We start from the raw sequence: 22,978 nt of genomic DNA on the forward strand, positions 1-22,978 counted from the left end.
CAGGCCCGCACTGCACACTCATCACATCCGGGCCCCTGGGCCCGCACCCACGGACGCTCCCGCGCGTCCGTGATCTCAAGGAGGAGATCCATGTACAACACGAGGCGTTTCGGCCAGTTCCTCGGATTCGCAGCAGTCGGCGCACTCGCGCTCGGCCTCGCCGGCTGCTCCGGCGGCTCGGACACGGCCGCAGGCGGCGGTGGCGACGACGTCACCACCATCGGCTTCGTGGCCGTCGGCCCCGAGGGCGCATGGCGTCAGGCGAACGAGACCAACATCGAGGACACGTTCACCGCTGACGCGGGCTACGACCTCAAGTACGCCCCCGCCACCAACGGCGACCAGAAGTCGCAGATCGACTCCTTCACGTCGTTCGTGGACGAGGGCGTCGACATCATCCTGCTGTCGGCCACGGAGGGCTCCGGCTGGGAGGACTCGCTCGAGCGCGCTCAGGAGGCCGAGATCCCGGTCATCCTGATCGACCGCGGCATCGAGCCGGACAACACCGACCTCTACGTCACCCGCATCGCGCCGGACAACATCGCGGTCAGCACCTCGGTCGCCGACTGGGCGAAGACCGCCTTCCCGGACGGCGCCAAGTACTTCACCCTCGAGGGCCCCGCCGGTGTCTCGGTCGTCAACGAGCGCAACGAGGGCTGGGACGAGGTCATCGGCGCCGACTCCGCCTTCACCAAGGTCGGCGCGCAGACCGCCAACTGGTCCACCGAGGAGGCCAAGAGCGTCTTCGAGACCGTCCTGAAGTCGAACAACAACGACGTCCAGATGGTCTTCGCGCAGAACGACGAGATGGGTCTCGGCGCGGTCCAGGCCGTCCAGGAGGCCGGCCTCACCCCGGGCGTCGACGTCAAGATCGCCACGATCGACGGCACCAAGAACGCCCTGCAGGCCCTCGCCGACGGTCAGCTCAGCTTCGTCGCCGAGTACAACCCGCTCTTCGGCGAGACCGCCCTCGACGCCGTCGAGAAGACCCTCGCCGGCGACAAGGTCGAGTCCTCGATCGTCGTCCCGAGCGAGACCTTCGACTCGCCCGAGGCCGCGAAGACCGCCCTGCCCGACCGCAAGTTCTAGAAAGCACCTCCAGGCAGTACCCCTCCCCCACCGGAGCGACCGGGGCCCCACGCGGGTCCCGGTCGCTCCCACCTCCGGCGCAGAGCAGCGCCACTCGAGAACGGAACGACGCGACATGGCGGATTCGCCTCCGATCGTCGAGATGAAGAACATCTCGATCAGCTTCCCCGGCGTCAAAGCCCTCGACGGTGTCGACTTCCGCCTGTTCCCGGGCGAGGTCCACACCCTCATGGGCGAGAACGGCGCCGGCAAGTCCACCCTCATCAAGGCGCTGACCGGCGTCTACAAGATCGACAGCGGCGAGATCGTCGTCGGAGGGACGCCCCGGCGCCTCGCCGGCACCGCCGACGCGCAGGCGGCCGGCATCTCGACCGTCTACCAGGAGGTCAACCTCTGCACCAACCTCAGCATCGGCGAGAACGTCATGCTGGGCTACGAGGTGCGCGGTCCCTTCGGCATCAACTGGCGGGCGACGCACGAGGCCGCCAAGCGCGCCCTCGAGCGCCTCGGCCTCGGCCACCTCGACCCGCGCCGCCCGCTCTCCTCGCTCTCGATCGCGATGCAGCAGCTGGTCGCGATCAGCCGCTCCACGGTGAGCGACTCGCGCGTGCTCATCCTCGACGAGCCGACCTCGAGCCTGGACGCGAACGAGGTCGAGAACCTCTTCGTCGTCATCCGCCGCCTCCGCGCGGAGGGCGTCGCGATCCTCTTCGTCTCGCACTTCCTCGACCAGGTCTACGCGATCAGCGACCGCCTCACGGTGCTGCGCAACGGCACCTACGTGGGCGAGTACCTCACCCACGAGCTGGACCGCACCTCGCTGATCTCCAAGATGATCGGCAAGGACATCGCCGCGCTGCGCTCCCTCGACTCCGAGCGCGCGGACAGCGACCACCTCTACCGCGAGGCCCCGCTCTACACCGCGAAGGGCCTGGCCAAGAAGGGCTCGATCGAGTCGACCGACCTCACCCTGCACCGCGGCGAGGTCGTCGGCTTCGCCGGTCTCCTCGGCTCCGGCCGCACCGAGCTCGCCCGCCTGATCTACGGCGTGGACAAGCCCGACACCGGCGAGATCACGCTGCACGGCAAGAAGATCGACGTCCCGACGCCGACCGCCGGCCTCGCGCACAAGATCGCGTTCTCGAGCGAGAACCGCCGCGACGAGGGCATCATCCGCGACCTCTCGGTCCGGGAGAACCTCATCCTCGCCGTCCAGGCCAAGCGCGGCTGGGCCCGTCCCCTCTCCAAGAAGGAGAAGGACGAGATCGTCGCGAAGTACCTCGTCGAGCTCAACGTGCGCCCCGCCGACCCGGACCGCCCGATCAGCAAGCTCTCCGGCGGCAACCAGCAGAAGGTGCTCCTCGGGCGCTGGCTGGCCACCGCCCCGGAGATCCTCATCCTCGACGAGCCGACCCGCGGCATCGACGTCGGAGCGAAGGCCGAGATCCAGGAGAAGGTCGTCGCCCTGGCCGGCGAGGGCGTCGCCGTGGTCTTCATCTCGTCCGAGCTCGACGAGGTCGTCCGCCTCAGCGACCGCATCATCGTCCTCAAGGATCACCGCGTGATCGCGGAGATCCTCAACGGACCCGCTGTCACTGCGGAGTCGATCGTCACTACCATCGCCGCAGAGGGAGTCGTCGACGAGGACGTCGTCGTTCTCGAAGGCGCCACGCAGGAGGCCGCATCATGAGCAGCGACACGCGACCGGACCGGGGCTCGCTCCTCGCGAGCCTGATCCGCCGTCAGTACTTCTGGGGAGCGGTGGCCATCGTGCTGCTGCTGCTCGTCAACGTCGTCAAGGACCCGAGCTATCTCGGCGTCACCGTCAGCCCGACCACGGGCTACCTCGTCGGCAACGTGATCGACATCGCCCGCGCCGCCGCCCCGATCCTGATGATCGCGGTCGGCATGTGCCTGGTGGTCGCGACCGGCGGCATCGACCTCTCGGTCGGCTCGATCATGGTCGTCGCCGGCGCCGTCTCGATGGAGTTCCTCAACGCCCAGGGCGCGCCGGACTCGCTCGGCGCCGCCGCGGCCGCCTTCGGCCTCGCGCTGCTGGTCGCCGCAGTGCTGGGAGCCGTGAACGGCATCCTCGTCTCGGTGGTGGGGCTCCAGCCCTTCATCAGCACGCTCGTCGTGATGCTCGCCGGCCGCGGCCTGGCGAAGGTCATCACAGGCGGCCAGAACACCGCCGCGACGAACGAGCCGTTCCGCTGGCTCGCCAACGGCTACGTCTTCGGGCTCCCCGTCGTCTTCCTGCTCGCCATCGCGATCGTCGTGGTCGTCGGAGTCCTGGTGCGCCGCAGCGCGCTCGGCCTGATGATCGAGGCCATCGGCATGGACCCGAAGGCGGCCCGCCTCGCCGGCATCAACCGCCGCGGCCTGCTGATGACCGCCTACATCGGCTCCGGCATCCTCGCCGGTGTCGCGGGCGTCTTCGCCACCGCGAGCGTGATGACGGTCGACGTCTCGCGCACCGGCTACCAGCTCGAGCTCGACGCGATCCTCGCGGTCGTGGTCGGCGGCACCTCCCTCGCGGGCGGCAAGTTCAACATCACCGGAGCGGCCGTCGGAGCGATCCTGATCGCCACCCTCGACAAGACGGTCGTCTTCCTCGGCGTCTCGTCCTCGGCGACGCCCGCCTTCAAGGCGATCGTCATCGTCGCCCTGTGCCTGCTGCAGTCGGAGCGGGTCCGCTCCGCCTTCAAGAACCGTCGCGAGGCGCGCCGCAGCGTCCCGCAGAAAGAGGCGATCCCCGCATGAGCGCCGTGCTGACCCGACCCGCCCCGCCGGCGAAGTCGAACCGCTCCTCCGCCACCTCGTGGCTGAGCCAGCACCTCGACAAGCTGCCGACCCTCGCCGCCCTGGTCATCTTCCTGGGCATGATCGTCTACGGCGAGGTCGCCTACGGGCGCATCCTGCAGGCGAGCACGATCTCGAACCTGCTGATCAACAACGCGCACCTGATCATCCTCGCCGTGGGCCTCACCTTCGTGATCCTCACCGGCGGCATCGACCTCTCGGTCGGCGCGGTGATCGCCTTCAGCAGCGTGAGCGGCGTGCTGCTCATCAACAGCGGCTGGAACCCCTGGCTCGTGATGCTCCTGATGGTGCTGATCGGCTCCGCGTTCGGCCTGATCTCGGGCGTGCTGATCCAGTACTTCAACGTCCAGCCGTTCATCGCGACCCTCGCGATGATGTTCCTGGCCCGCGGTCTCGCCTCGATGCTGAGCACGGTCCCGGAGCGCCTCCCCGAGGACTCGGCCGTGCTGTCGCTCGCGACGCCGATCAAGCTGATCGACGGACCGAAGGTCAACGACTTCGTGATCAGCCCCGGCGTGATCATCGCCGTGCTCGTCGTGGCCGCCGCGTTCTTCGTGCTGCACCGCACCCGCCTCGGCCGGACGGTCTACGCAATGGGCGGCTCGGAGCCGTCGGCCGCACTGATGGGCCTGCCCGTCGTCCGGACCAAGCTGCTCATCTACGTGATCAGCGGCACCCTCGCGGGCCTCGCCGGCGTGGTCTACACCGCCCGCCTCGGCAGCGCGCAGAACATCACCGGCACCGGCTGGGAGCTCGACGCCATCGCGGCGACCGTCATCGGCGGCACGCTGCTCACCGGCGGCGTCGGCTTCGTCCTCGGCTCCGTGATCGGCGCCCTGGTCCTCGGCCTGATGAACGTCCTGATCACCCGCGACGGCGGCATCCCGCCCGAGGCGACCACCATCATCACCGGCGGCATCCTGCTCGTCTTCGTGCTCCTGCAGCGCGCGGTGATGGCCCGCAACCGGACCTGACGCCCGGACTGCACGACGTCCCGCGACAGCGCTTGACCATACCCCCTTGTCTGCTTCGACAAGGGGGTATGGTCCGCTCGGGGCGAAACAGGAGGAGGGCGTCATGACCAGCACAGATCTGCTGCGCACCACGGAGCGCTCGTTCGACGCCGTGGTGACCCGGGAGGGCCGCTGGTGGATGATCCACGTCCCCGCCCTCGACGCGGTGACGCAGGCGCGGTCGCTCCGAGAGGTGCCCGTCATGGCGACCGGTGTCGTCTCGGCCCTCCTCGACGTCGAGGAGGAGGATCTGACGATCCGCCTCTCCTACGAGCTGCCCGCCGAGGTCGCGACCACGTGGCACGAGGCGGAGACTCTGCGCTCGCAGGCCGAGGAGGCCGAGGACCGCGCCGCCGCCCTGCGTCGGGAGGCCGTCCGCACCCTCCTCAGCACGACGCACATGAGCCAGGCCGACGCCGGCGTGATGCTCGGCCTCTCGAAGCAGCGCGTCCAGCAGCTCGCGTCCTGAGCGCCGCTCGGACCCCGCTGCGCCTCGCCCGGCCCGCGATCGAGGCGCGTGGAATCCGCGAGGAATGCCCGTCGCGTTGACGTCAACATCGTGTTACCGTGAACATCTCCGGTGCGTGCCGGACCCTTTCCCTTCAGCAATGGTGCCGAACAAGGAGTTAGTGCGATGAAGCCCTTCCTGCGACCGCTCGTCCTCGTGACGGCCGTCGCGTTGACCGTCCCGCTGCTGACGGCGCAGTCCGCCGCAGCCGCTCCGGCCGATGATCTCGTCCTCCGCTATGCGCTCGACGCGACCAGCGGCACGACCGCCGTCGACAGCTCCGGCAAGGGCCGCGACGGTGTCCTCTCCGGCGGCGCGGTCGCCTCGGGCGCCGCGGGCGTGACGCTCGACGGCGTCGACGACTTCGTGAAGCTGCCCGACAACGTGCTCGCCGGCCTCAGCTCGATCACCGTGAGCACCGAGGTGCTGGTGAAGCCGAGCCAGGGCACGCCGTACTTCATCTGGGGCCTCGGCAACACGACGAACAACGCGGGCAACGGCTACCTGTACACGACGGGCAACAGCTACAAGACCTCCATCGCCACCGGCAACTGGACCACCGAGCAGACCGTGAACTCGGGAGCCGACCTCGCCCGCGGGGTCTGGAAGACGCTCACCTACACGCTCGACGAAGCCTCCGACATCGCGCGGCTCTACCTCGACGGCGCCCAGGTCGCGCAGCAGACCGGCGTGACCATCACCCCCGGCGCGATCGGCGGCGGCAGCACCACCGCGAACGCGATCGGCCGCTCGGTCTACACCGGCGACAAGTTCCTCGCCGGCTCGGTGCGCGACTTCCGCATCTACAGCAGCGCGCTCAGCGCCGCCGACGTCGCGACCCTCCAGGCGAGCGACACCACGCGCACCACCCGCGACGCCGCCGCGCTGAGCCTCGGCGACCTCTCCGCCGTCACCGCGAACCTCACCCTGCCGACCACCGGGCCCAACGGCTCGGCGATCGCCTGGTCCTCCAGCAACTCCGCCGTCGTCTCCTCGAGCGGAGTCGTCACCCGGCCCGCCACGGGCACCGCCCAGGCCGTGCTCACCGCGACCGTCACCCGCGGCTCCGCGACGCAGACGCGCACCTTCACCGCCACCGTGAACGCGCAGGACGCGAACGCCGACGCGCAGAAGGCGCTCGACGCGCTGAGCATCGTCAACGCCGGCGACGTCCGCGGCAACGTCACGCTGCCCGCGAAGGCCGGCGCCTACGACGTCACCTGGGCCTCCTCGAACACCGCCGTCGTCAGCACCACCGGCGTCGTCAAGCGCCAGGCCGCGTCCACCGCGGTCACCCTCACCGCGACGATCGCCGGCACCACCGCCACCCGGCAGCTCCCGGTCACCGTGACCGCCGCGCCCGCGAACCTCGACACCGAGTACGACGCCGGCTACCTCTGGACCCACTTCGCCTCGACCGACTACGAGAAGATCTACTTCGGCTCCAGCACCGACGGCCTGCACTGGTCCAAGCTCAACAGCGACAAGGCGATCCTCGCCAACCTCGGCGGCACCCTCGGCGTCCGCGACCCGCACCTCGTGCGCTCCCCCACGGGTGACGAGTACTGGATCCTCGGCACCGACCTGCACGCCGAGGGCACCGCTCCCGGCGGCACCTGGGACCAGACCAACGCGAGCAAGGACCTCGTCGTCTGGCGCTCGACCGACCTCGTGAACTGGAGCAGCCAGAGCATCGTCTTCGCCGGCTTCCCCGACGCGGGCAACGTCTGGGCCCCCGAGGCGATCTGGGACGACGTGACCGGTCAGTACTACGTCTACTGGGCCGCCCGCGACAAGACGCTGACCGGCGGAGCCTCCGCGCAGCGCGTCTACGTCTCGACCACCCGCGACTTCATGAGCTTCTCGACCCCGAAGGTGTGGCTCGACGAGAACGCGGCGGCGAACGGCGGCCCGAGCATCATCGACACCACCATCGCCAAGGAGGGGAGCACCTACTACCGCTTCTCCACCTCCGACTGGCGCACCGTCGTCGACAAGGCCTCGAGCCTCGCCGGCCCGTGGACCCGCGTGATCGCCCGCGGCGAGGAGACCTCCCGCGGCCTCTCCGACCACCTCGAGGGCCTCACCGTCTACCAGCTGCCCGACGGCCGCTGGGTCGTGATGGGCGACTCGTTCGGCTACTCCGCCTACGTCACCGACACCCTCGCGGACATGCGCTTCACCGCCCTGCCGGTGGGCACGACCGGAGCGAACACCTACTCCTTCTCGAAGCCCTTCCGCCACGGCTCGGTGCTGCGGCTCTCCAGCGCCGAGGAGGCCCGCATCACTGCGGCCTACGGCGCCACGAGCACCGGGCCGACCCCGAAGCCGGTGAACGCGAAGGGCGAGATCCTCCGCTACACCTTCGACGGCGGCTCCGGCACGACCGTCACCGACAGCTCGGGCAACGGCCTGAACGGCACGATCGTCTCGGGCGGCGCCTGGCAGACCGGCTCCGTGAAGCTCGACGGCACCGACGACTACATCAAGCTGCCGGACAACCTGCTCGCCGGCGTCACCGACGTCACCGTGCAGACCGAGGTCTGGATCGACCCCGCGCAGAGCGGCGCCTACTTCCTCTACGGCCTCGGCAACACCACCAACGGAGCGGGTGACGGCTACCTCTTCACCTCCGGCAACAACTACCGGACCAGCCTCACCACCGGGAACTACACCACCGAGCAGACCGTCTCCTCCGGCTCGGCCGTCCCCCGCGGGCAGTGGGCGCAGCTGACCTACACGCTCTCCGGCACCACCGCGACGCTCTACCTCGACGGCGTCCGCGTCGGCGGCGGCACCGTCACGGCCGACCCGAAGGACATCGGCGGCGGCACGACGACGGCGAACTACCTCGGCCGCTCGAACTACGACGCCGACAACCGCTTCCGCGGTCAGGTCCGCGAGTTCGCGCTCTACAACCGGGCGCTGAGCTCGGCGGAGGTGCTCGCCTCCTCCGGCAACACCACGGTGCTGGCCGACGTCACGCTCACCGGCGACGTGCTCAAGACCGCACCGATCGTCGACCAGGCGACCCGCACCGTCACCCTCCCGGTGAAGCCCGGCACGGACCGCTCGAAGCTGACCCCCACCTACTCCACCGCCGCGGGCGTCACCGCGAGCCCCGCCTCCGGCACCGTCCGCGACCTGCGCACCCCGCAGACCGTCGTGCTGACCCCGGCCGGCGGCGGAGCGACCACCACCTGGACGCTCAAGGCCGTCGAGATGAAGAGCCCCGTCCTCCCGGGTCTCTACGCCGACCCGAACATCGCGGTCTTCGGCGACACCTACTACCTCTACGCGACCTCGGACGGCTTCCCCGGCTGGGGCGGCAAGACCTTCTACGCCTGGTCCTCGAAGAACCTCGTCGACTGGACCCGCTCCGCGCAGCCGATCCTGACCCTCGACGGCGCGAACGGGAACGTCCCGTGGGCGACCGGCAACGCCTGGGCGCCGACGATCATCGAGAAGGGCGGGAAGTACTACTTCTACTTCTCCGGCCAGAACGCGGCGCTCGACCGCAAGACGATCGGAGTCGCGGTCGCCTCGAACCCGATGGGCCCGTTCACCGCGCAGCCGTCCCCGATGATCACCAACGGCGAGTCCGTGAAGTCCGGCCAGGCCATCGACCCGGCCGCGTTCACCGACCCGGCCACCGGCAAGAGCTACCTCTTCTGGGGCAACGGCGCACCCGTGTACGCCGAGCTCTCGGACGACATGCTCTCGATCAAGGCGGGCACCATCAAGACGATCTCGGGCCTCACGGACTTCCGCGAGGGCGCGTTCATGAACTACCGCAACGGGCTCTACCACCTGACCTACTCGATCGACGACACCGGCTCGGAGAACTACAAGGTCGGCTACGCGACCTCGACGAGCATCGACGGACCGTGGACCTACCGCGGCGTGATCCTGGAGAAGGACCCCTCGCAGGGCATCCTCGCCACCGGCCACAGCTCGATCATCAACGTCCCCGGCACCGACGACTGGTACATCGCCTACCACCGCTTCGCCATCCCCGGCGGAGACGGCCAGCACCGCGAGACCACCATCGACAAGGTCACCTTCGACCCGGCGACCGGCCTGATGCAGAAGGTCGTCCCCACCCTCACCAGCGTCAGCCCGCAGACGGTGCCGAGCGCGACTCCGGCCATCGCGGTCACCGCCACGGCGAGCACCCGCTGCGTGCAGGGCAAGGTCGTCCTCTCGGTCCTCGCGACGAACCCGAACGCCTTCCCGGTGAAGGTCGTCATCACCTCGACCTCGGGCTCCAAGACGTTCGCGGAGGTGGGCGCCGGCAAGACCGTCACGCACTCCTTCACGACCCGCACCGCCGCGCTGCCCGCCGGCGAGGCGACCACGACGGCCACCGCGTTCGTCGCGGGCAAGCCCGCCACCGCGACGGCCACCGCGCCGTACGCGGCGGCGAGCTGCGGCTGACGCGCTCCCTTCCCTCCTTCCACCCGACACCACTGACCCCACACCACTGACCCGGACGGCGACGACGCCGTCTCGAGAACGGAGAACACCCGCATGCAGAACAACACCTTCACGGCTCGATCCCTCCTCACCCGCGGCGCCGCCGGCATCGCCGGAGGCCTGCTCCTGCTCGGCGTCGCCGGGACCGCGTTCGCCGACGAGCAGCAGGGCACCGACGACGTCGACGTCAACGTGCAGATCGCCCCGCTCACCACGCCCGGCTCGCTCTCGATGACCGTCGCGAGCGACACCACCGCGCTCACCGAGAACGGCTCCGACGGCGTCGCCCGCCAGTTCACCGGCACCCTCCCCACCGTCACGGTGACCGACACCCGCGATCCCGCCGACATCCCCGCCGACGCCGGCTGGTACGTCCTGGGCACCTCCACCGACTTCACCTCCACCACCGGAGACACGATCGGCGCCGAGAACCTCGGCTGGGCCCCGAACCTCCTCGACGGCGGCGACTCCGGCCTCGTCGCCGAGGGCGACGTCGTCGACCCCGCCATCGACGGCGGCGAGGACGCCGTCGGCCTCGTCGACCAGGAACTCCTCGCCCTCACCAACGACTCCGCCGGCATCGCCGAGGAAGGCTCCTGGACCGCCAACGCCGCCCTGACCCTCAAGACCCCGACCACCGTCGACGCGGGCGACTACAGCTCCACGCTCACCCTCTCCCTCTTCGAGTGAGCATCGCCACGATGCGGCCGGGCCTCACCGCCCGGCCGCATCGTGCTTCCCCCCGTGAGATCCTGAGGTTCCCATGACCACCGTTCTCCGCACCCTCCTCGCCGTCGTCGTCGCCGCGCTCGCGCTCTCCGCCGCTCCCCCGGCCCTCGCCGCGACCGCCACCGATCAGGTCACCTGGGCGGTCAGCCCCGCGACCGACGGCGCCGTCGACAAGCGCTCCTGGGTCGAGCTCGACCTCGACCCCGGCGCCACCGCCGACGAGCAGGCCGCGGTCCGCAACCTCAGCGACCAGACCGTCACCTTCCGCATCGACACGGCCGACGGCTACTTCACCGACAAGGGCCGCTTCAACATGCTCCCCTCGGATCAGGAGTCCGTCGACGCCGGCACCTGGATCACCGCCCCCGAGACCGTCACCGTCGAGCCCGGCGGCACCGGAATCGTCCCCTTCACCGTCACCGTCCCCGACAACGCCGAGCCCGGCGATCACGCCGCCGGCCTCGCCGCCTCCCTCGTCTCCGTCGGCACCGACGTCGGCGGCTCCTCCGTCGGCGTCGAGAGCCGCATCGGCTTCCGCGTGATGACCCGGGTCACCGGCGACGTCGCCCCCGCCGTCGCCGTCGAGAACCTCACCGGCGACTACCGCCTCTCCTGGAACCCCTTCCAGCCCGGCGCCCTCACCGTCACCGCCGACATCGTCAACACCGGCAACGTCCGCCTGCTGCTCGACGGCAGCGCGAGCACCCAGGGCGCCACCGCGCCGCTCGTCGCCGCCGACGCCGCGGCGCAGGAGCTCCTCCCCGGCGACCGCCGCGCCGTCACTCTCCAGCTCGACGACGTCTGGCCCCTCTTCGCCGTCGGCACCGACCTCACCGTCGCCCCCACCGTCGTCACCCCCGACGGCCTCGACCCCGTCGACATCGCCCCCGTCACCGAGTCGACCACCACCGCGGCTGTCCCGCTCCCCCAGCTCGCCGTGCTGCTCGGCATCGCCCTGATCCTCGCCGCGCTCCTCGCCGGCCGCACCCGCTCCCGCCGCCGCGTCGCCGCCCTCGTCGAGCAGGCCAAGGAGGAGGGCCGCCGCGAGGCCGCCCATGTCTCCTCCTGACCCCCGCGCCCTGCCCCCTCCGCGAGATGCCACTTGTGCACGCCTTCTGCGGCGTGTCGCGCTCATAAGTGGCATCTCGCGGAGAGCGCAGGTAGTGCGCGCACTCAGGGGAACGCTAGGGTCGGGGTGCTGCCGCACGACGACGTGCGTGCTTGACCGGATCCCCGCAGATGCAGCCTCTGACTCCGGGCGTGTTCTCCTCCGTTCTCCCCAGCGGTCCCTGCCCGCCGGGTTCCCCTTCTGAGCGCGCTCCGTCCCTCTGCGCGCACGATCTGGAGCGACCATGTCGGCTCTGCGGGCGGCACTCGCCCTCGTTCTCGTCCCCCTGCTGACCGCGGGCGCCGTGCAGGCGGCGGATCCGCCCGCAGCGCCGCTGTCCTCGGAGGCGCTGCCCTCCGCCTCGTCGATCCTCGCGTCGACGTCGCTGGCGGCCGACTACTACCGGCCGATCATCACGCTCGCGCCGACGCCGAGCCTCGCGGGCTGGTCCTGGGCGACCTTCGCGCAGGGTGAGAACGCGCTCTACGCGGCGTCCGGGAACCCCGCCTACCTCGCCGACGGGATGACCTGGGGCGGCCTCACCGCCTGGAAGGTCGCGACGACCGGGCTCGACCCGGACGACCTGAAGGCCGGCCAGGTCTACCACTCGCTGAACGCCTCCGACCCGCGCGCGTCGCTGACGTCGATGGACGCCCGGATGGCGCAGGGGCTCGCGACTCTCCCGCTCGATCAGTACGACTGGTCGGACGCCCTCTTCATGGGACTGCCGAACTGGGCGTCCTGGTCGAAGCGGAAGAACGATCCCGCCTACCTCGCCAAGATGGACGCCCTCTACGAGTGGTCCCGCGACCAGGGCGCGCTCAGCGACCGGTGCGCGGGGGCGGCCAAGCCGCAGTCCGGTCTCTTCGACGCCGCGGAGGGACTCTGGTACCGCGACTGCCGCTACGTCGGAGTGCCGGACGCCGCCGGGAACAAGGTCTTCTGGGGCCGCGGCAACGGCTGGGCGATGGCGGCGATGGCCGACGTCATCCAGGCGCTCCCCGCCGGCGACGCGCGCGCCGTCCCGTACCAGGCCATGCTGCGGACGATGGCCGCCCGCGTGATCGGACTGCAGGGCTCCGACGGGCTCTGGCGATCGAGCCTGCTGAACAGCAGCGCCTTCCCCGCGCCCGAGACGAGCGCGACCGCGCTGTTCGCCTACGCGCTCGCCGCGGGCATCTCCTCCGGGACCCTCGACCGGGCGACCTACCTGCCCGCCGTCACCCGGGCGTGGCAGGGATTGACGACCGTCTCGCTGAAGCCGAGCGGCTTCGTGACCGGCTGTCAGTCGGTCGGCTTCCAGCCCGCCGGGAGCTACTCCGCGGCCGCACCGCGCACGGCCGCGACGGCCACCTCGGCCGGCACCCTGATCAGCGACTCGCCGCCGTTCTGCGTCGGCGCCTTCCTGCTCGCGGGCAGCGCGATCGCGGCGCTGGGCGGCGGGACGACACCGACGCCGACTCCGACAGTGACGCCCACGCCCACGCCGACTCCGACAGTGACGCCCACGCCCACGCCGACCGCCACGCCCACCGCGGGAGTCGACACCGTCAAGCCGAAGGTCGTGCTCCTCACCCCGAAGGCGAACGCGGTCGTGTCCGGCACGATCACGCTGACCGCGACGGCGACCGACGCGTCCGGGATCTACAGCCTGAGCTTCTACCTCGGCGGCACCGTGCTGGGCCGCGGCGTCCCCGGCCCGAACGACACGTACACGCTGCCCTTCGACTCGACGAAGTACCCCGCCGGCTCGTACCAGATGACCGCGAAGGCGAAGGATCCCGCGCGCAACACCGGAACCAGCCCGACCTACCGCTTCACGATCGACGACACCGGGCCAGTCGTCACACCCACGCCCACGCCCACTCGCACCCCCACCCCGACGGCGAGCCCGACCGCGACGCCCACGCCGACTCCGACCACCGGCGCCCCCGGCCCCGGCCGCTACCAGGAGACCTCTTCCGCCCTCGCCCTCTCCGGCACCTGGACGGCGCTGAAGGCCGCGTCCGACGACGGCGGCGGCTCGACCTACAGCTCGAGCAGCACCGCGACCGCGACGATGACGTTCACCGGCACCGGCGTGCAGTGGATCAGCCGGCTCTCCCCCTCGGGCGGCATCAACGAGGTCTACGTCGACGGCGTCCGCGTCGCCCGGATCGACCGCTACAGCAGCACGACCCGCTACCGGCAGACCGTCTGGACCAGCGGAGTGCTGCCCGCCGGCGTGCACACCGTCTCCCTCCGCGCCACCCCCGACCGCAACCCCGCCGCCCAGGGCCGCACCCTCCTCCTCGACTCCCTCCTCGTGACGGGCTGACCCCCTCCGCGAGATGCCACTTGTGTGCACATTTCGCGGCGTGTCGCGTGCACAAGTGGCATCTCGCGGGAGGGAGGGGGCTACTGGTACGTGACCAGGTCGGGGAGGGGGGCGACCTCGGACATGGTCTCGGCGGGGGTCAGCATCGGGAGGTCCTCGTCGTAGAAGTTCTTCCAGCCCCAAGCGATGCCCTCGGGGGCGCCCTCGTGCAGGGCGTTCCAGGTGGCCTGCTTGTCGGGCTGGCCGCCCTGGCCGTCGACGTGGATCAGGAATTCGAGCTCGGGGCGGTCGCGGCGGATGCTCTCGCGGTCCTGCAGCATCGACAGCCGGAACTGGTGCAGCACGAACATCTTCGGCGGGAGTCCCGCGCTCTGCACCAGGTCGGCGAGCCAGGTCGAGACGCTGTCGACCTCGGCGGCCTCGACCCGGCCGATCTGCGCGAGCGGCACCTCGTCGGGCGCGAGCCGCCACTCCGGATCGAGCGCCAGGCCCACGTTCGGCAGGCGCAGCAGCTCCTCGTACGCCTGCGCCTGGCTGAGGAAGTCGGAGCGGCCGGGCTGCAGATCGAGCACCACGTACATGCCCGCCGCCGCGGCCGCGTCGATGTAGGGGCGGATGCCCGCGGCGTCGAGCTCGTTGGAGTAGTCGCCGTCGCCGCCGGCACTGCCTGCCGCGACGGTCGTGATGATCTCGAGGCTCGGCACCACCTGCAGGTCGGTGAGCGAGCGGTACGGCTCGGCGACCGCCTCCGCCCGCGCGATGGTCGCGTCGAGGCCCTGCTCGCCGAGCACGCCGAGCACCGGAGCGCCGGGGGTGCCGTAGATCGCGACGAAGAGGTGGCCGCCGAAGAGACGCTGCCCGCCGCCGGGCAGCTGCCAGCCGCTCGCGGCGGCGCGCACCGACCAGTCCGGCAGCGACTGCGCGGCGAGCACGGGGCCGAGCAGCAGTGTGCAGGCGGCACTCGCGTCGGCGATCGCGGTGACGGCCGGCCCCGAGGCGAGCAGGTCGGTCACGCCGTCGGCGACGAGGGTCACCGGGACGCCGGCCGCGCGCGCGTTCGCCATGGCCGAGGCGTCGGCGGCCTGGGCCAGGGCGGTCACTCCGGTCAGCGGCTCGGCGCGCGCGGGCAGAGCGCCGAACGGCGGGTCGGCGGGAGCGCCGGGAGCGAGGGCGATGAGGCCCGCGACGTCGAGCGCGCCGACGCTCACGCCGGTCGCCTCCTCGATCGCGGCGGCATCGACGGCGGCGGACACGGACTCGACGCCCGCGTGCTCGGCAACGGCGCCGACGGCGAGGATCCGGGAGGCGCCGAGGCGGGCGAGCTCCGCGTCGATCGGCGAAGCGGACGGCGAAGCGGACGGCGACGGCGAGGCCGTCGCGGGCGATGCCGCGCCCTCGACCAGCAGCGGCACGCCCCAGGCGATGCTCACCTGTGCGGCCAGCAGCACCGACGCGGGCACGTCCTCCACCACGACGACGAGCGGCGCCGCGGTGAACAGCAGCGCGCTCGCGCTCACGGCGTCGGCGGCGAGCGCCACCGGACCGGCGGGCGCAGCGGTCTGCGTGCGCGGCGCCTCCTGCGGCTCCGAGTCCGAGGGACCGGCGGAGTCGAAGGTGCAGGCGCTCAGGAGCGGCAGCACGGCGAGGCCGCCGAGGACGACGCCGCGGCGCGAGAGGCCGTGACGGGGCGGACGGGCAGGGAGTGCGGGGGTGACGGGGGGCATGCGCGGACCTCTCCTCTCGGAGCCGGCGGGCTCACTGGTGCGCGGTTGGTCGCAGTCCAGTGTCGCAGGCGATCAGCGCCGCCCCCTCGGCGGCCCGGTCAGACGGTGCGCGGCGCCTTCGCGAGGTTGGCTTCGAGCTCCTCGCGGTTCTGGCGCACGACGTAGGCGGGGCGGTCGCGCTCGACGCGCCACGACTCGCTCAGCGGGGTGATCACGACGGTGTCGAAGCCGAGGCGGTCGTAGAGGTCGGTGACGAAGTGCACGGCCTCCGGGTAGTCGCTCGACGTCGCGAGGGCGCGGCGGTCCTCGGTGCCGGCGGGCGTGCCCGTCGTCGTGATGTCGGCGGCCATGATGTGGTTGAACGCCTTGACGACCTTCGACTCCGGGAGGTGCTCCTGCAGCATCTCGCTGACCGTCGTCTCGCCCTTGTCGAGCGCCTCGATGCGGCCGTCCCGCTCGAAGTAGTAGTTGTTCGTGTCGAGGACGATCTTGCCGGCGAGCGGCGCGACCGGCACCTGCTCGAGGTTCTTCAGCGGCACGGTCACGACCGCGATCTCCGCGGCCTCGGCCGCCTCCTGCGCCGTGGCGGCCCGCGCCTTCGGGCCGAGCTCCGCGATGAGGTCGGCGAGGGTCTCGGGACCGCGCGAGTTGGCGATCACGACCTCGTCGCCCTGGGCGAGGACCGCGCGCGCGACCTGGCTGCCGATGTTGCCTGCTCCGATGATTCCGTAAGTGGTCATGGGGAAGGGAACGCCCGCGGAGGGGAGGAATTCCGTCCTGGGGCGCACTCCCACGCCGCGTCCAGGCACCGCGGACGCGCGTCGCCGCGATAGGTTCGAGCGTCCGCTGACGAACGACCCCGGAGACCGCGATGCCGCAGTTCGACCTCCCGCTCGAGCTCCTCGAGCAGTACCAGCCCGACCTGCCGGAGCCCGCGGGCTTCGCGGACTTCTGGCGCGAGACCATCACCGAGGCCCGCGGCCTCGCGGTCGAGCCCGTCTTCGAGCCCGTCGACGCCGGCTTCCCGCTCCTGGAGACGTTCGACGTCACCTTCTCCGGCTTCGGCGGCCACCCGATCCGCGGCTGGCTGATCCTCCCCCGCGGCGTCGAGGGGCCCCTCCCCGCGCTGGTCACCTACATCGGCTACGGCGGCGGCCGCGGCCTGGTCGACGAGTGGACCGCGATGAGCGCCGCCGGCTACGCGCACTTCGTGATGGACACCCGCGGCCAGGGCTCCGGCCACCGCGGCGGCGTCACCCCCGACCCCGTCGGCAGCGGCCCGCACGTCAGCGGCTTCATGACCCAGGGCATCGAGTCGCCCGCCGACCACTTCTACCGCCGCGTCTTCACCGACGCGGTTCTCGCGCTCGACGTGCTGCGGGCGCACCCCGCCGTCGATCCCTCGCGCGTCGCGATCTCGGGCGGCAGCCAGGGCGGCGGCATCTGCCTCGCCGTCGCGGGCATCCTGGGCCTGCTCGGCGAGTCGGAGTCGGCGCGCGCCGCGATCATCGACGTGCCGTTCCTCAGCCACATCGGGCACGCCGTGCGGATCGTCGAGTCGATGCCCTACGGCGAGGTCGTGCGCTACCTGCGCACGCACCGCGGCTCGGAGGCGTTCGTCTTCGACACGCTCTCCTACTTCGACGGCACCTCGTTCGCGCCGCACGCCGAGGTCCCGGCGATGTTCTCCGTCGCCCTGCTCGACGAGATCTGCCCGCCGTCCACGGTCTACGCCTCCTACAACCGCTACGCGGGCTCGCGCGAGATCCGCGTCTACCCCTTCAACGGCCACGAGGGCGGCGAGGTGTTCCAGCTCCGCGAGCACGTGCGCTTCCTGCACCGCGAGCTCGCGTAGGCGCAGCCCGGCCCTACCGACGCCGCTCAGGCCGTCCGCGCCTCGAGCATCGCCGAGCCGATGCGGTCCTCCAGGTCGGCCAGCTCGTCGAGGACGTCGACCGCGACCCAGGCCTGGTCCCGCTTGCGGTCGGTCAGCGCCGTCAGCACGCCGGCGGCGACGAGCTGCCCGATCGCCGCACCGACGCTCGAGGGCGCCCGTCCTGTCAGCTCGATCGCGCGGGCGGTCGTGACGATCGGGTGGTCGAGCAGCCCGTCGAGGAGGAGCGCCGCCGCGCTTCCCGCGCGCGGCCGGACAGCCGCCCGCCAGGTCGACGGCAGCGCCTCGAGGACGGCGGCCGTCCGGGCCGACTCGGGAGCCGCGATCGCGCAGGCCCGCGCGAGCTCGTCGACGAAGGGCGCGATCTCCCCGTCCCGGCAGCGATTCACCAGGTCGAAGTAGCGCGTGCGATCCGCCACGAGTGCGGACGCCACCGGGATCACCGTGGTCGTGGTGAGTCCCCGGCGGCGGAGGATCGCGTTGATCAGCGCGCGGCCGATGCGCCCGTTGCCGTCGGTGAAGGGGTGGATCGACTCGAACTGCGCATGCGCGATCGCGGCCTGCACGATCGGGTCGAGGTCGCTGCGGTTCGAGAACGCGATCAGGTCGGCCATGAGCTCCGGCACGATCTCCGGCGGCGGCGGGACGTGCACGGCATCGCGCGGGGAGTGATCGCTGCCGCCGATCCAGTTCTGCATCGGCCGGTAGGCGCCGGCGTACCGCGCGTCGACCGGGTCGTCGGCCATCAGGACCCGGTGGGCCGCGAGGATCGCGGCCTCGTCGATCAGGCCGGTCCGGCCGGCGGCGTCGACCATGCTCGTCATCGCCTCGGCCGCGGCCACCATCGACGTCGCGCTGGAGTTCGCCCGGATGCCGACGGTGGCGCGGGCGTAGTCCTCGAGGCTCGCGTCCTCGTCTTCGATCTTCGAGGAGGAGACCGCCTCCGTCCGGAGCAGGAGCCGGCCGAGGGAGCCGAGCCGGTTCCCGTACTCCGCGTCCAGGGCGATGACCGCGTGTCTCGCGTCGTCGAGCGCCGGGCGGGAGACCGGTGGAGGCTCCCACGACGACTCCGCGATCAGCGGCGGCAGTGCGACGACGACCTCGCTGAGCATCCGGTCCGCGCGCGTGCCGGCTCGGACGGTCTGTCGCCAAGGGCGCGTCTCGTACTCGTGCACCGGCCACTCGGACGTCATCCCGCTCCCCTCACAACCCGAATCGACGAACGCGCTAATTCGGGTTGATGCTACAACCCGAATCAGTGGACGCGCTGATTCGCGTTGTGCGCCCGCAGGCCGACGGGCGTCGGTTTGTGACGCCGTGCGTCGGGGGCGGAGGGCGCTCCCGGGTGCGCTCGGCACTATCGAGTCCATGACTCGCCAGATCCGCTTCAACGCCTTCGACATGAACTGCGTCGCCCACCAGTCCTCGGGCATGTGGCGCCACCCCCAGGACCAGTCCTGGCGGTACAAGGACCTCTCCTACTGGACCGACCTCGCGAAGCTGCTCGAGCGCGGCACCTTCGACGGCATCTTCATCGCGGACGTGCTCGGCACCTACGACGTGTACGGGGGCTCCAACGAGGCCGCCATCCGGCACGGCGCGCAGGTCCCGGTCAACGACCCGATCCTCCTCGTCTCGGCGATGGCCGCCGCGACCGAGAACCTCGGCTTCGGCATCACCGCCGGCACCGCCTACGAGCACCCGTACCCCTTCGCGCGCCGGATGTCGACGCTCGACCACCTGACCAAGGGCCGCGTCGGCTGGAACGTCGTCACCGGCTACCTGCCCAGCGCCGCGCGCAACATGGGCCACGAGGACCAGCTCGAGCACGACGACCGCTACGACGTCGCCGACGAGTACCTCGAGGTGCTCTACAAGCTGTGGGAGGGGTCGTGGGAGGACGACGCCGTGATCCGCGACCGCGAGTCCGGCGTCTTCACCGACCCGGCGAAGGTGCACGAGATCGGGCACAGCGGCAAGAACTTCACCGTCCCCGGCATCCACCTCTCCGAGCCGTCGGTGCAGCGCACGCCCGTCATCTACCAGGCCGGAGCGTCGCCGCGCGGCATCCGCTTCGCGGCGGGCAACGCGGAGGCGATCTTCGTCGCGTCCTCGACCAAGGCGGGTCTGAAGGCGACCGTCTCGCGGATCCGCGACGCCCTCGAGGCGGCCGGCCGCGACCGCCACTCCGCCAAGATCTACACGCTGCTGACGATCATCACCGACGAGACCAGCGAGAAGGCGCACGCGAAGCACCGCGACTACCTCTCCTACGCGAGCGAGGAGGGCGCGCTGGTCTTCATGTCCGGCTGGATGGGCATCGACCTGTCGCAGTACGACCTCGACGAGCCGATCGGCAACGTGAAGAGCAACGCGATCCAGTCGACCGTCGCCAACTTCCAGGAGGCGAACGAGGACGGCAGCGAGTGGAAGGTCCGCGACATCGCGAAGCTCGGCGCGATCGGCGGCCTCGGCCCGTTCGTCGTCGGCTCGCCTTCCGAGGTGGCGGACCACCTGCAGGAGTGGGTCGAGGACACCGACGTCGACGGCTTCAATCTCGCCTACGCGATCACGCCCGGGACGTTCGAGGACGTCGTCGAGTTCATCGTGCCGGAGCTGCGCCGCCGCGGCGCCTACCCGGAGGAGTACGTCGAGGGGAGCCTGCGCCAGAAGCTGCACGGCCGCGGCGACCGGCTGCCCGAGGAGCACCTCGGCGCGGGGTTCCGCTACCGCACGGAGGGCTGACGCAGAAGCACCCCGCCGCAGTGCGCGACGGGGTGCTTCTCGGTGTGCTTCTCGGTGTGCTTCTCGGTGTGCGGGGAGCGTCAGCTCTCGAAGGTGGCGTCGAGGGTGATCTCGACTCCGGTGAGCGCCTTGCTGACGGGGCAGGTGTTCTTCGCGTCCTCGGCGGCCTTGAGGAACGCGGCCTCGTCGATGCCGGAGACCTCGCCGCTGACGACGAGGGCGATCTTGGTGAGCTTGAAGCCGCCGGCCGAGTCCGGGCCGAGCGAGACGTCGGCGCGGACGTCGAGCGCCTCCACGGTGCCGCCGGCCTGGCCGAGGACGGCCGAGAACTGCATGGCGTAGCAGGCGGAGTGCGCGGCGCCGAGGAGCTCCTCGGGGCTGGTCGAGCCGTTGGCGTCGTCAGCGGCGCGCTTGGGGAACGAGACGTCGTAGGTGCCGAGCTTCGAGCTGGAGAGCTCGACCTGGCCCTCGCCGGTCTCGAGCGAGCCGTTCCAGGCGGTGCGTGCAGAACGAGTGGGCATGGTTCCTCCTTCGGGGCGGGGAGCACCTGCCGTACCGGTGCTGTCCCTGGGGTTCCGAGCCTAGGGGAACGATCGTTCTCCTGCAATGCACCGGCGCGTCACGTCGCCTGCGAAGGCGCTCAGTGCAGCAGCTTCAGCCCGATCACGCAGCCGACGATCCCGAGGACCAGCAGCGTGCGCACCAGCGAGAAGCCCTCGCCGCCGAAGAACATGCCGTACAGGACGGTCAGCGAGGCGCCGATCCCGACCCAGACGGCGTAGGCGGTGCCCGTGGGCAGGTCGCGCATCGCCCAGGCGAGCCCGGACAGGCTGGCGACGACTCCGACCCCGAAGACGACCGTGGGCCACAGCCGGGTGAACCCCTCGGACTTGCCGAGGGCGGTAGCCCACACGGCCTCGAGGACACCGGAGACGATCAGGACGATCCAGGACACGACGACTCACTCCTTCGAGTCAGTCTTGTCGTGCTGCCGGGTACTGCTCCCTCGTCCGGATCGCCGTCATCGGCTCCCGCCAGCCTGTCACCGCGCCCTGGGCAGGCCCTGGGCAGCGCGCGTCGCTTCGCGTCGGCACGGACGCTCGCTCCTCCCGCCGGTCTACGATGATCGGACACCCCCGGATACCTCGGTTACCGGTTAGAAGGCCCCGCTCCGGCGGGGCCTTCGGCATGTGCGCCCCGTCCGTCCGTGCACCAGCCCGTACACGACCGCGGTGGTCATGTCCAGGCCGGCGGGCGATGGAAGACCCGCCCCTTGCCGTCGACGAGCTGATCCGGGAACCGCGATGCGGCCAGCACGGAATCCGTGACATGTCCGATGAACGCCGGCGCCGTCCTGACCAGCTCCTTCGAACTCCGCGCCGACGGCATGGGGAAGACGATGCCGAAGTCATGACCGGACTCGCGCAGGATCTCGAGCGGCGGCACCTGATCGGAGTCGTTGGAGAGCAGAACGTAGATGTCGGCCAGCGACCGGTGGGCATCCGCGATCATCCTCGCGGCGAGATGCACGTCCGAACCCTTCTCCTCCACCTTGCGCACCTTGACCTGTACGTATCGCCCGGTGGCGGGATCGACGACGAGCGGAACGGCGTCCATCCACCGGTTGTCGTTGCGAAAGCGCCCGTGATGGATCGACACCAGCGGATCCGTCGCGAGGGCGCGAAGATAGGTCTGCTGCCGGATGGGTGCCTGCACGTCCACCGACATGCCGGGGCGGACGTTCGCCGTGAAGTACCGGACGAAGGTCACCTCGTGGTCGGGCATGATCGCCTGAGCCAGAGTCCGCAGATCGAGCCACTTCAGGTGCGGCCTGCCGTCCAGAGCCCGCCGGTAGAGGTTGAACCCGTCGATGTAGATGCGCGCCGTCGGCCGTCCCGTCATGGAGACGCAGCCTAGAGCGGCCCCGTGCCGCGCAGACCGACCTGTCGCCGCGCGGCGGCGTCCGGGTCAGCCGGCGACGGTGGCGGCGGGGTCGAGGTGGTCGGCCAGGGCGTCGAGGGCCTGGTCCCAGCCGTCGTAGAAGGAGTCGTCGCCCTTCTCGCCGTCGACGCCGGCCAGCTCGAAGGTGAGGCGGGTCAGCTCGCCGGCCGAGCGGATCGACACGGTCACGACGGGCGCGTCCGCGTCGCCGGGCTCGCCCCAGGTGAAGACGAGCTTCTCGGGAGCCTTGATCTCGCGGTACTCACCGCCGGTCGGGTAGGTCTCCTCGCTCGCGGTCGAGACCATCGTGTAGGCGTACTTGCCGCCGACCTCGAGGTCGACGTCGACGGAGTCGCGCGGGGTGGTCAGACCGCGCGGGTGCCACCACTCGGCGATCTCGTCGGGGTCGGTCCACGCGCTCCAGATCTCCTCGGGTGTCGCGTCGAACAGGCGGGTGAGGGTGAAGCCCTGAGCGTCGTCGGTCATGGTCGTGCTCCTTGCTGATCGTCGGAAGGGGTGCGCGCGAGCGTACTCCGGGGGCCTCCGAGGCTCCTCCAACCGACTCCGCGCGCGCAAGCCGGACCATGCTGGTCGACGAGGCCTGCAGGGGC

At 71.0% G+C, this 22,978-nt stretch carries 18 protein-coding genes and 1 riboswitch; of the genes, 11 read left to right on the top strand and 7 right to left on the bottom strand.

All coding sequences use genetic code 11. From position 1 onward, the window contains the following. Positions 1 to 90 precede the first annotated feature (90 nt). From GSU72_RS17835 to GSU72_RS17875, 9 genes are all read left to right on the top strand, one after another. Positions 91 to 1,089 carry an ABC transporter substrate-binding protein gene (locus GSU72_RS17835; RefSeq protein ID WP_159986234.1) on the top strand — a complete coding sequence of 333 codons (999 nt, stop codon included), beginning with the start codon at positions 91 to 93 and terminating at the stop codon, positions 1,087 to 1,089. Positions 1,090 to 1,204: 115 nt separating this feature from the next. Further along, positions 1,205 to 2,779 (top strand): sugar ABC transporter ATP-binding protein, encoded by a 1,575-nt coding sequence (locus GSU72_RS17840; protein ID WP_133960917.1) that lies wholly within the window; start codon positions 1,205 to 1,207, stop codon positions 2,777 to 2,779. Next, positions 2,776 to 3,852, top strand: a complete 1,077-nt coding sequence (locus tag GSU72_RS17845; RefSeq protein WP_159986235.1) for an ABC transporter permease — start codon at positions 2,776 to 2,778, stop codon at positions 3,850 to 3,852. Before GSU72_RS17840 ends, GSU72_RS17845 begins: the two co-directional genes overlap by 4 nt. Continuing rightward, positions 3,849 to 4,886, top strand: coding sequence for a sugar ABC transporter permease (locus tag GSU72_RS17850; RefSeq protein ID WP_123731748.1), 1,038 nt, complete (start codon positions 3,849 to 3,851; stop codon positions 4,884 to 4,886). The genes GSU72_RS17845 and GSU72_RS17850 overlap by 4 nt, the downstream gene beginning before the upstream one ends. 103 nt (positions 4,887 to 4,989) lie before the next feature. Beyond that, entirely contained in the window at positions 4,990 to 5,394 is a 405-nt protein-coding gene (locus GSU72_RS17855) for a hypothetical protein (RefSeq protein ID WP_159986236.1), read from the top strand. A gap of 165 nt (positions 5,395 to 5,559) precedes the next feature. Then, positions 5,560 to 9,870: a family 43 glycosylhydrolase gene (locus tag GSU72_RS17860; protein ID WP_159986237.1), complete on the top strand. Its 4,311-nt coding sequence runs from the start codon at positions 5,560 to 5,562 to the stop codon at positions 9,868 to 9,870. Between the two features lie 93 nt (positions 9,871 to 9,963). Next, positions 9,964 to 10,599: a hypothetical protein gene (locus GSU72_RS17865; protein WP_159986238.1), complete on the top strand. Its 636-nt coding sequence runs from the start codon at positions 9,964 to 9,966 to the stop codon at positions 10,597 to 10,599. Between the two features lie 73 nt (positions 10,600 to 10,672). Beyond that, positions 10,673 to 11,707, top strand: coding sequence for a DUF916 domain-containing protein (locus GSU72_RS17870; protein WP_159986239.1), 1,035 nt, complete (start codon positions 10,673 to 10,675; stop codon positions 11,705 to 11,707). A gap of 283 nt (positions 11,708 to 11,990) precedes the next feature. Continuing rightward, positions 11,991 to 14,063, top strand: coding sequence for a glycoside hydrolase family 88 protein (locus GSU72_RS17875; protein ID WP_159986240.1), 2,073 nt, complete (start codon positions 11,991 to 11,993; stop codon positions 14,061 to 14,063). An 80-nt stretch (positions 14,064 to 14,143) separates the two neighbouring features. Here the strand turns inward: GSU72_RS17875 and GSU72_RS17880 are convergent, their stop codons facing one another. Further along, positions 14,144 to 15,787 carry a hypothetical protein gene (locus GSU72_RS17880; protein WP_244255875.1) on the bottom strand — a complete coding sequence of 548 codons (1,644 nt, stop codon included), beginning with the start codon at positions 15,785 to 15,787 and terminating at the stop codon, positions 14,144 to 14,146. 98 nt (positions 15,788 to 15,885) lie between these two features. Next, positions 15,886 to 16,527, bottom strand: a complete 642-nt coding sequence (locus tag GSU72_RS17885) for an NAD(P)-binding domain-containing protein (protein WP_159986241.1) — start codon at positions 16,525 to 16,527, stop codon at positions 15,886 to 15,888. 131 nt (positions 16,528 to 16,658) lie between these two features. On the opposite strand from GSU72_RS17885, the gene GSU72_RS17890 reads away from it, so the two are divergent. Further along, positions 16,659 to 17,642 (top strand): acetylxylan esterase, encoded by a 984-nt coding sequence (locus GSU72_RS17890; protein ID WP_159986242.1) that lies wholly within the window; start codon positions 16,659 to 16,661, stop codon positions 17,640 to 17,642. Between the two features lie 26 nt (positions 17,643 to 17,668). On the opposite strand, the gene GSU72_RS17895 is transcribed toward GSU72_RS17890, so the two are convergent. Then, complete coding sequence (locus GSU72_RS17895) at positions 17,669 to 18,874, bottom strand: Fic family protein (protein ID WP_159986243.1); 1,206 nt, start codon at positions 18,872 to 18,874, stop codon at positions 17,669 to 17,671. Positions 18,875 to 19,049: 175 nt separating this feature from the next. Here GSU72_RS17895 and GSU72_RS17900 point away from each other — a divergent pair, with 175 nt between their 5' ends. Then, on the top strand, positions 19,050 to 20,426 hold the full coding sequence (locus GSU72_RS17900; RefSeq protein ID WP_159986244.1) for an LLM class flavin-dependent oxidoreductase: 1,377 nt from the start codon (positions 19,050 to 19,052) through the stop codon (positions 20,424 to 20,426). An 80-nt stretch (positions 20,427 to 20,506) separates the two neighbouring features. Here GSU72_RS17900 and GSU72_RS17905 read toward each other — a convergent pair whose 3' ends face one another. The 4 genes from GSU72_RS17905 to GSU72_RS17920 form a co-directional block, all read right to left on the bottom strand. Then, on the bottom strand, positions 20,507 to 20,947 hold the full coding sequence (locus GSU72_RS17905) for an OsmC family peroxiredoxin (protein ID WP_159986245.1): 441 nt from the start codon (positions 20,945 to 20,947) through the stop codon (positions 20,507 to 20,509). 119 nt (positions 20,948 to 21,066) lie between these two features. Further along, entirely contained in the window at positions 21,067 to 21,381 is a 315-nt protein-coding gene (locus tag GSU72_RS17910) for a multidrug efflux SMR transporter (protein WP_159986246.1), read from the bottom strand. A 13-nt stretch (positions 21,382 to 21,394) separates the two neighbouring features. Continuing rightward, positions 21,395 to 21,460, bottom strand: a riboswitch (guanidine-III (ykkC-III) riboswitch). Positions 21,461 to 21,662: 202 nt separating this feature from the next. Beyond that, the gene (locus GSU72_RS17915; protein WP_159986247.1) at positions 21,663 to 22,328 is read right to left on the bottom strand and encodes an NYN domain-containing protein; all 666 of its coding nucleotides are present in this window, start codon (positions 22,326 to 22,328) and stop codon (positions 21,663 to 21,665) included. Positions 22,329 to 22,394: 66 nt separating this feature from the next. Continuing rightward, positions 22,395 to 22,853, bottom strand: coding sequence for an SRPBCC domain-containing protein (locus GSU72_RS17920; protein WP_159986248.1), 459 nt, complete (start codon positions 22,851 to 22,853; stop codon positions 22,395 to 22,397). Between the last annotated feature and the right edge of the window lie 125 nt (positions 22,854 to 22,978).

Source organism: Rathayibacter sp. VKM Ac-2760, from assembly GCF_009834185.1.
GTDB lineage: Bacteria > Actinomycetota > Actinomycetes > Actinomycetales > Microbacteriaceae > Rathayibacter.

What these genes read in the sequence shown, in the direction of transcription:
- GSU72_RS17845 (WP_159986235.1), top strand. Translation starts at nt 2,776, where the DNA reads ATGAGCAGCGACACGCGACCGGACCGGGGCTCGCTCCTCGCGAGCCTG.
- GSU72_RS17890 (WP_159986242.1), top strand. Translation starts at nt 16,659, where the DNA reads ATGCCGCAGTTCGACCTCCCGCTCGAGCTCCTCGAGCAGTACCAGCCC.
- GSU72_RS17880 (WP_244255875.1), bottom strand. Translation starts at nt 15,787, where the DNA reads ATGCCCCCCGTCACCCCCGCACTCCCTGCCCGTCCGCCCCGTCACGGC.
- GSU72_RS17840 (WP_133960917.1), top strand. Translation starts at nt 1,205, where the DNA reads ATGGCGGATTCGCCTCCGATCGTCGAGATGAAGAACATCTCGATCAGC.
- GSU72_RS17835 (WP_159986234.1), top strand. Translation starts at nt 91, where the DNA reads ATGTACAACACGAGGCGTTTCGGCCAGTTCCTCGGATTCGCAGCAGTC.
- GSU72_RS17855 (WP_159986236.1), top strand. Translation starts at nt 4,990, where the DNA reads ATGACCAGCACAGATCTGCTGCGCACCACGGAGCGCTCGTTCGACGCC.
- GSU72_RS17895 (WP_159986243.1), bottom strand. Translation starts at nt 18,874, where the DNA reads ATGACGTCCGAGTGGCCGGTGCACGAGTACGAGACGCGCCCTTGGCGA.
- GSU72_RS17905 (WP_159986245.1), bottom strand. Translation starts at nt 20,947, where the DNA reads ATGCCCACTCGTTCTGCACGCACCGCCTGGAACGGCTCGCTCGAGACC.
- GSU72_RS17860 (WP_159986237.1), top strand. Translation starts at nt 5,560, where the DNA reads ATGAAGCCCTTCCTGCGACCGCTCGTCCTCGTGACGGCCGTCGCGTTG.
- GSU72_RS17900 (WP_159986244.1), top strand. Translation starts at nt 19,050, where the DNA reads ATGACTCGCCAGATCCGCTTCAACGCCTTCGACATGAACTGCGTCGCC.
- GSU72_RS17865 (WP_159986238.1), top strand. Translation starts at nt 9,964, where the DNA reads ATGCAGAACAACACCTTCACGGCTCGATCCCTCCTCACCCGCGGCGCC.
- GSU72_RS17920 (WP_159986248.1), bottom strand. Translation starts at nt 22,853, where the DNA reads ATGACCGACGACGCTCAGGGCTTCACCCTCACCCGCCTGTTCGACGCG.
- GSU72_RS17915 (WP_159986247.1), bottom strand. Translation starts at nt 22,328, where the DNA reads ATGACGGGACGGCCGACGGCGCGCATCTACATCGACGGGTTCAACCTC.
- GSU72_RS17875 (WP_159986240.1), top strand. Translation starts at nt 11,991, where the DNA reads ATGTCGGCTCTGCGGGCGGCACTCGCCCTCGTTCTCGTCCCCCTGCTG.
- GSU72_RS17850 (WP_123731748.1), top strand. Translation starts at nt 3,849, where the DNA reads ATGAGCGCCGTGCTGACCCGACCCGCCCCGCCGGCGAAGTCGAACCGC.
- GSU72_RS17870 (WP_159986239.1), top strand. Translation starts at nt 10,673, where the DNA reads ATGACCACCGTTCTCCGCACCCTCCTCGCCGTCGTCGTCGCCGCGCTC.
- GSU72_RS17885 (WP_159986241.1), bottom strand. Translation starts at nt 16,527, where the DNA reads ATGACCACTTACGGAATCATCGGAGCAGGCAACATCGGCAGCCAGGTC.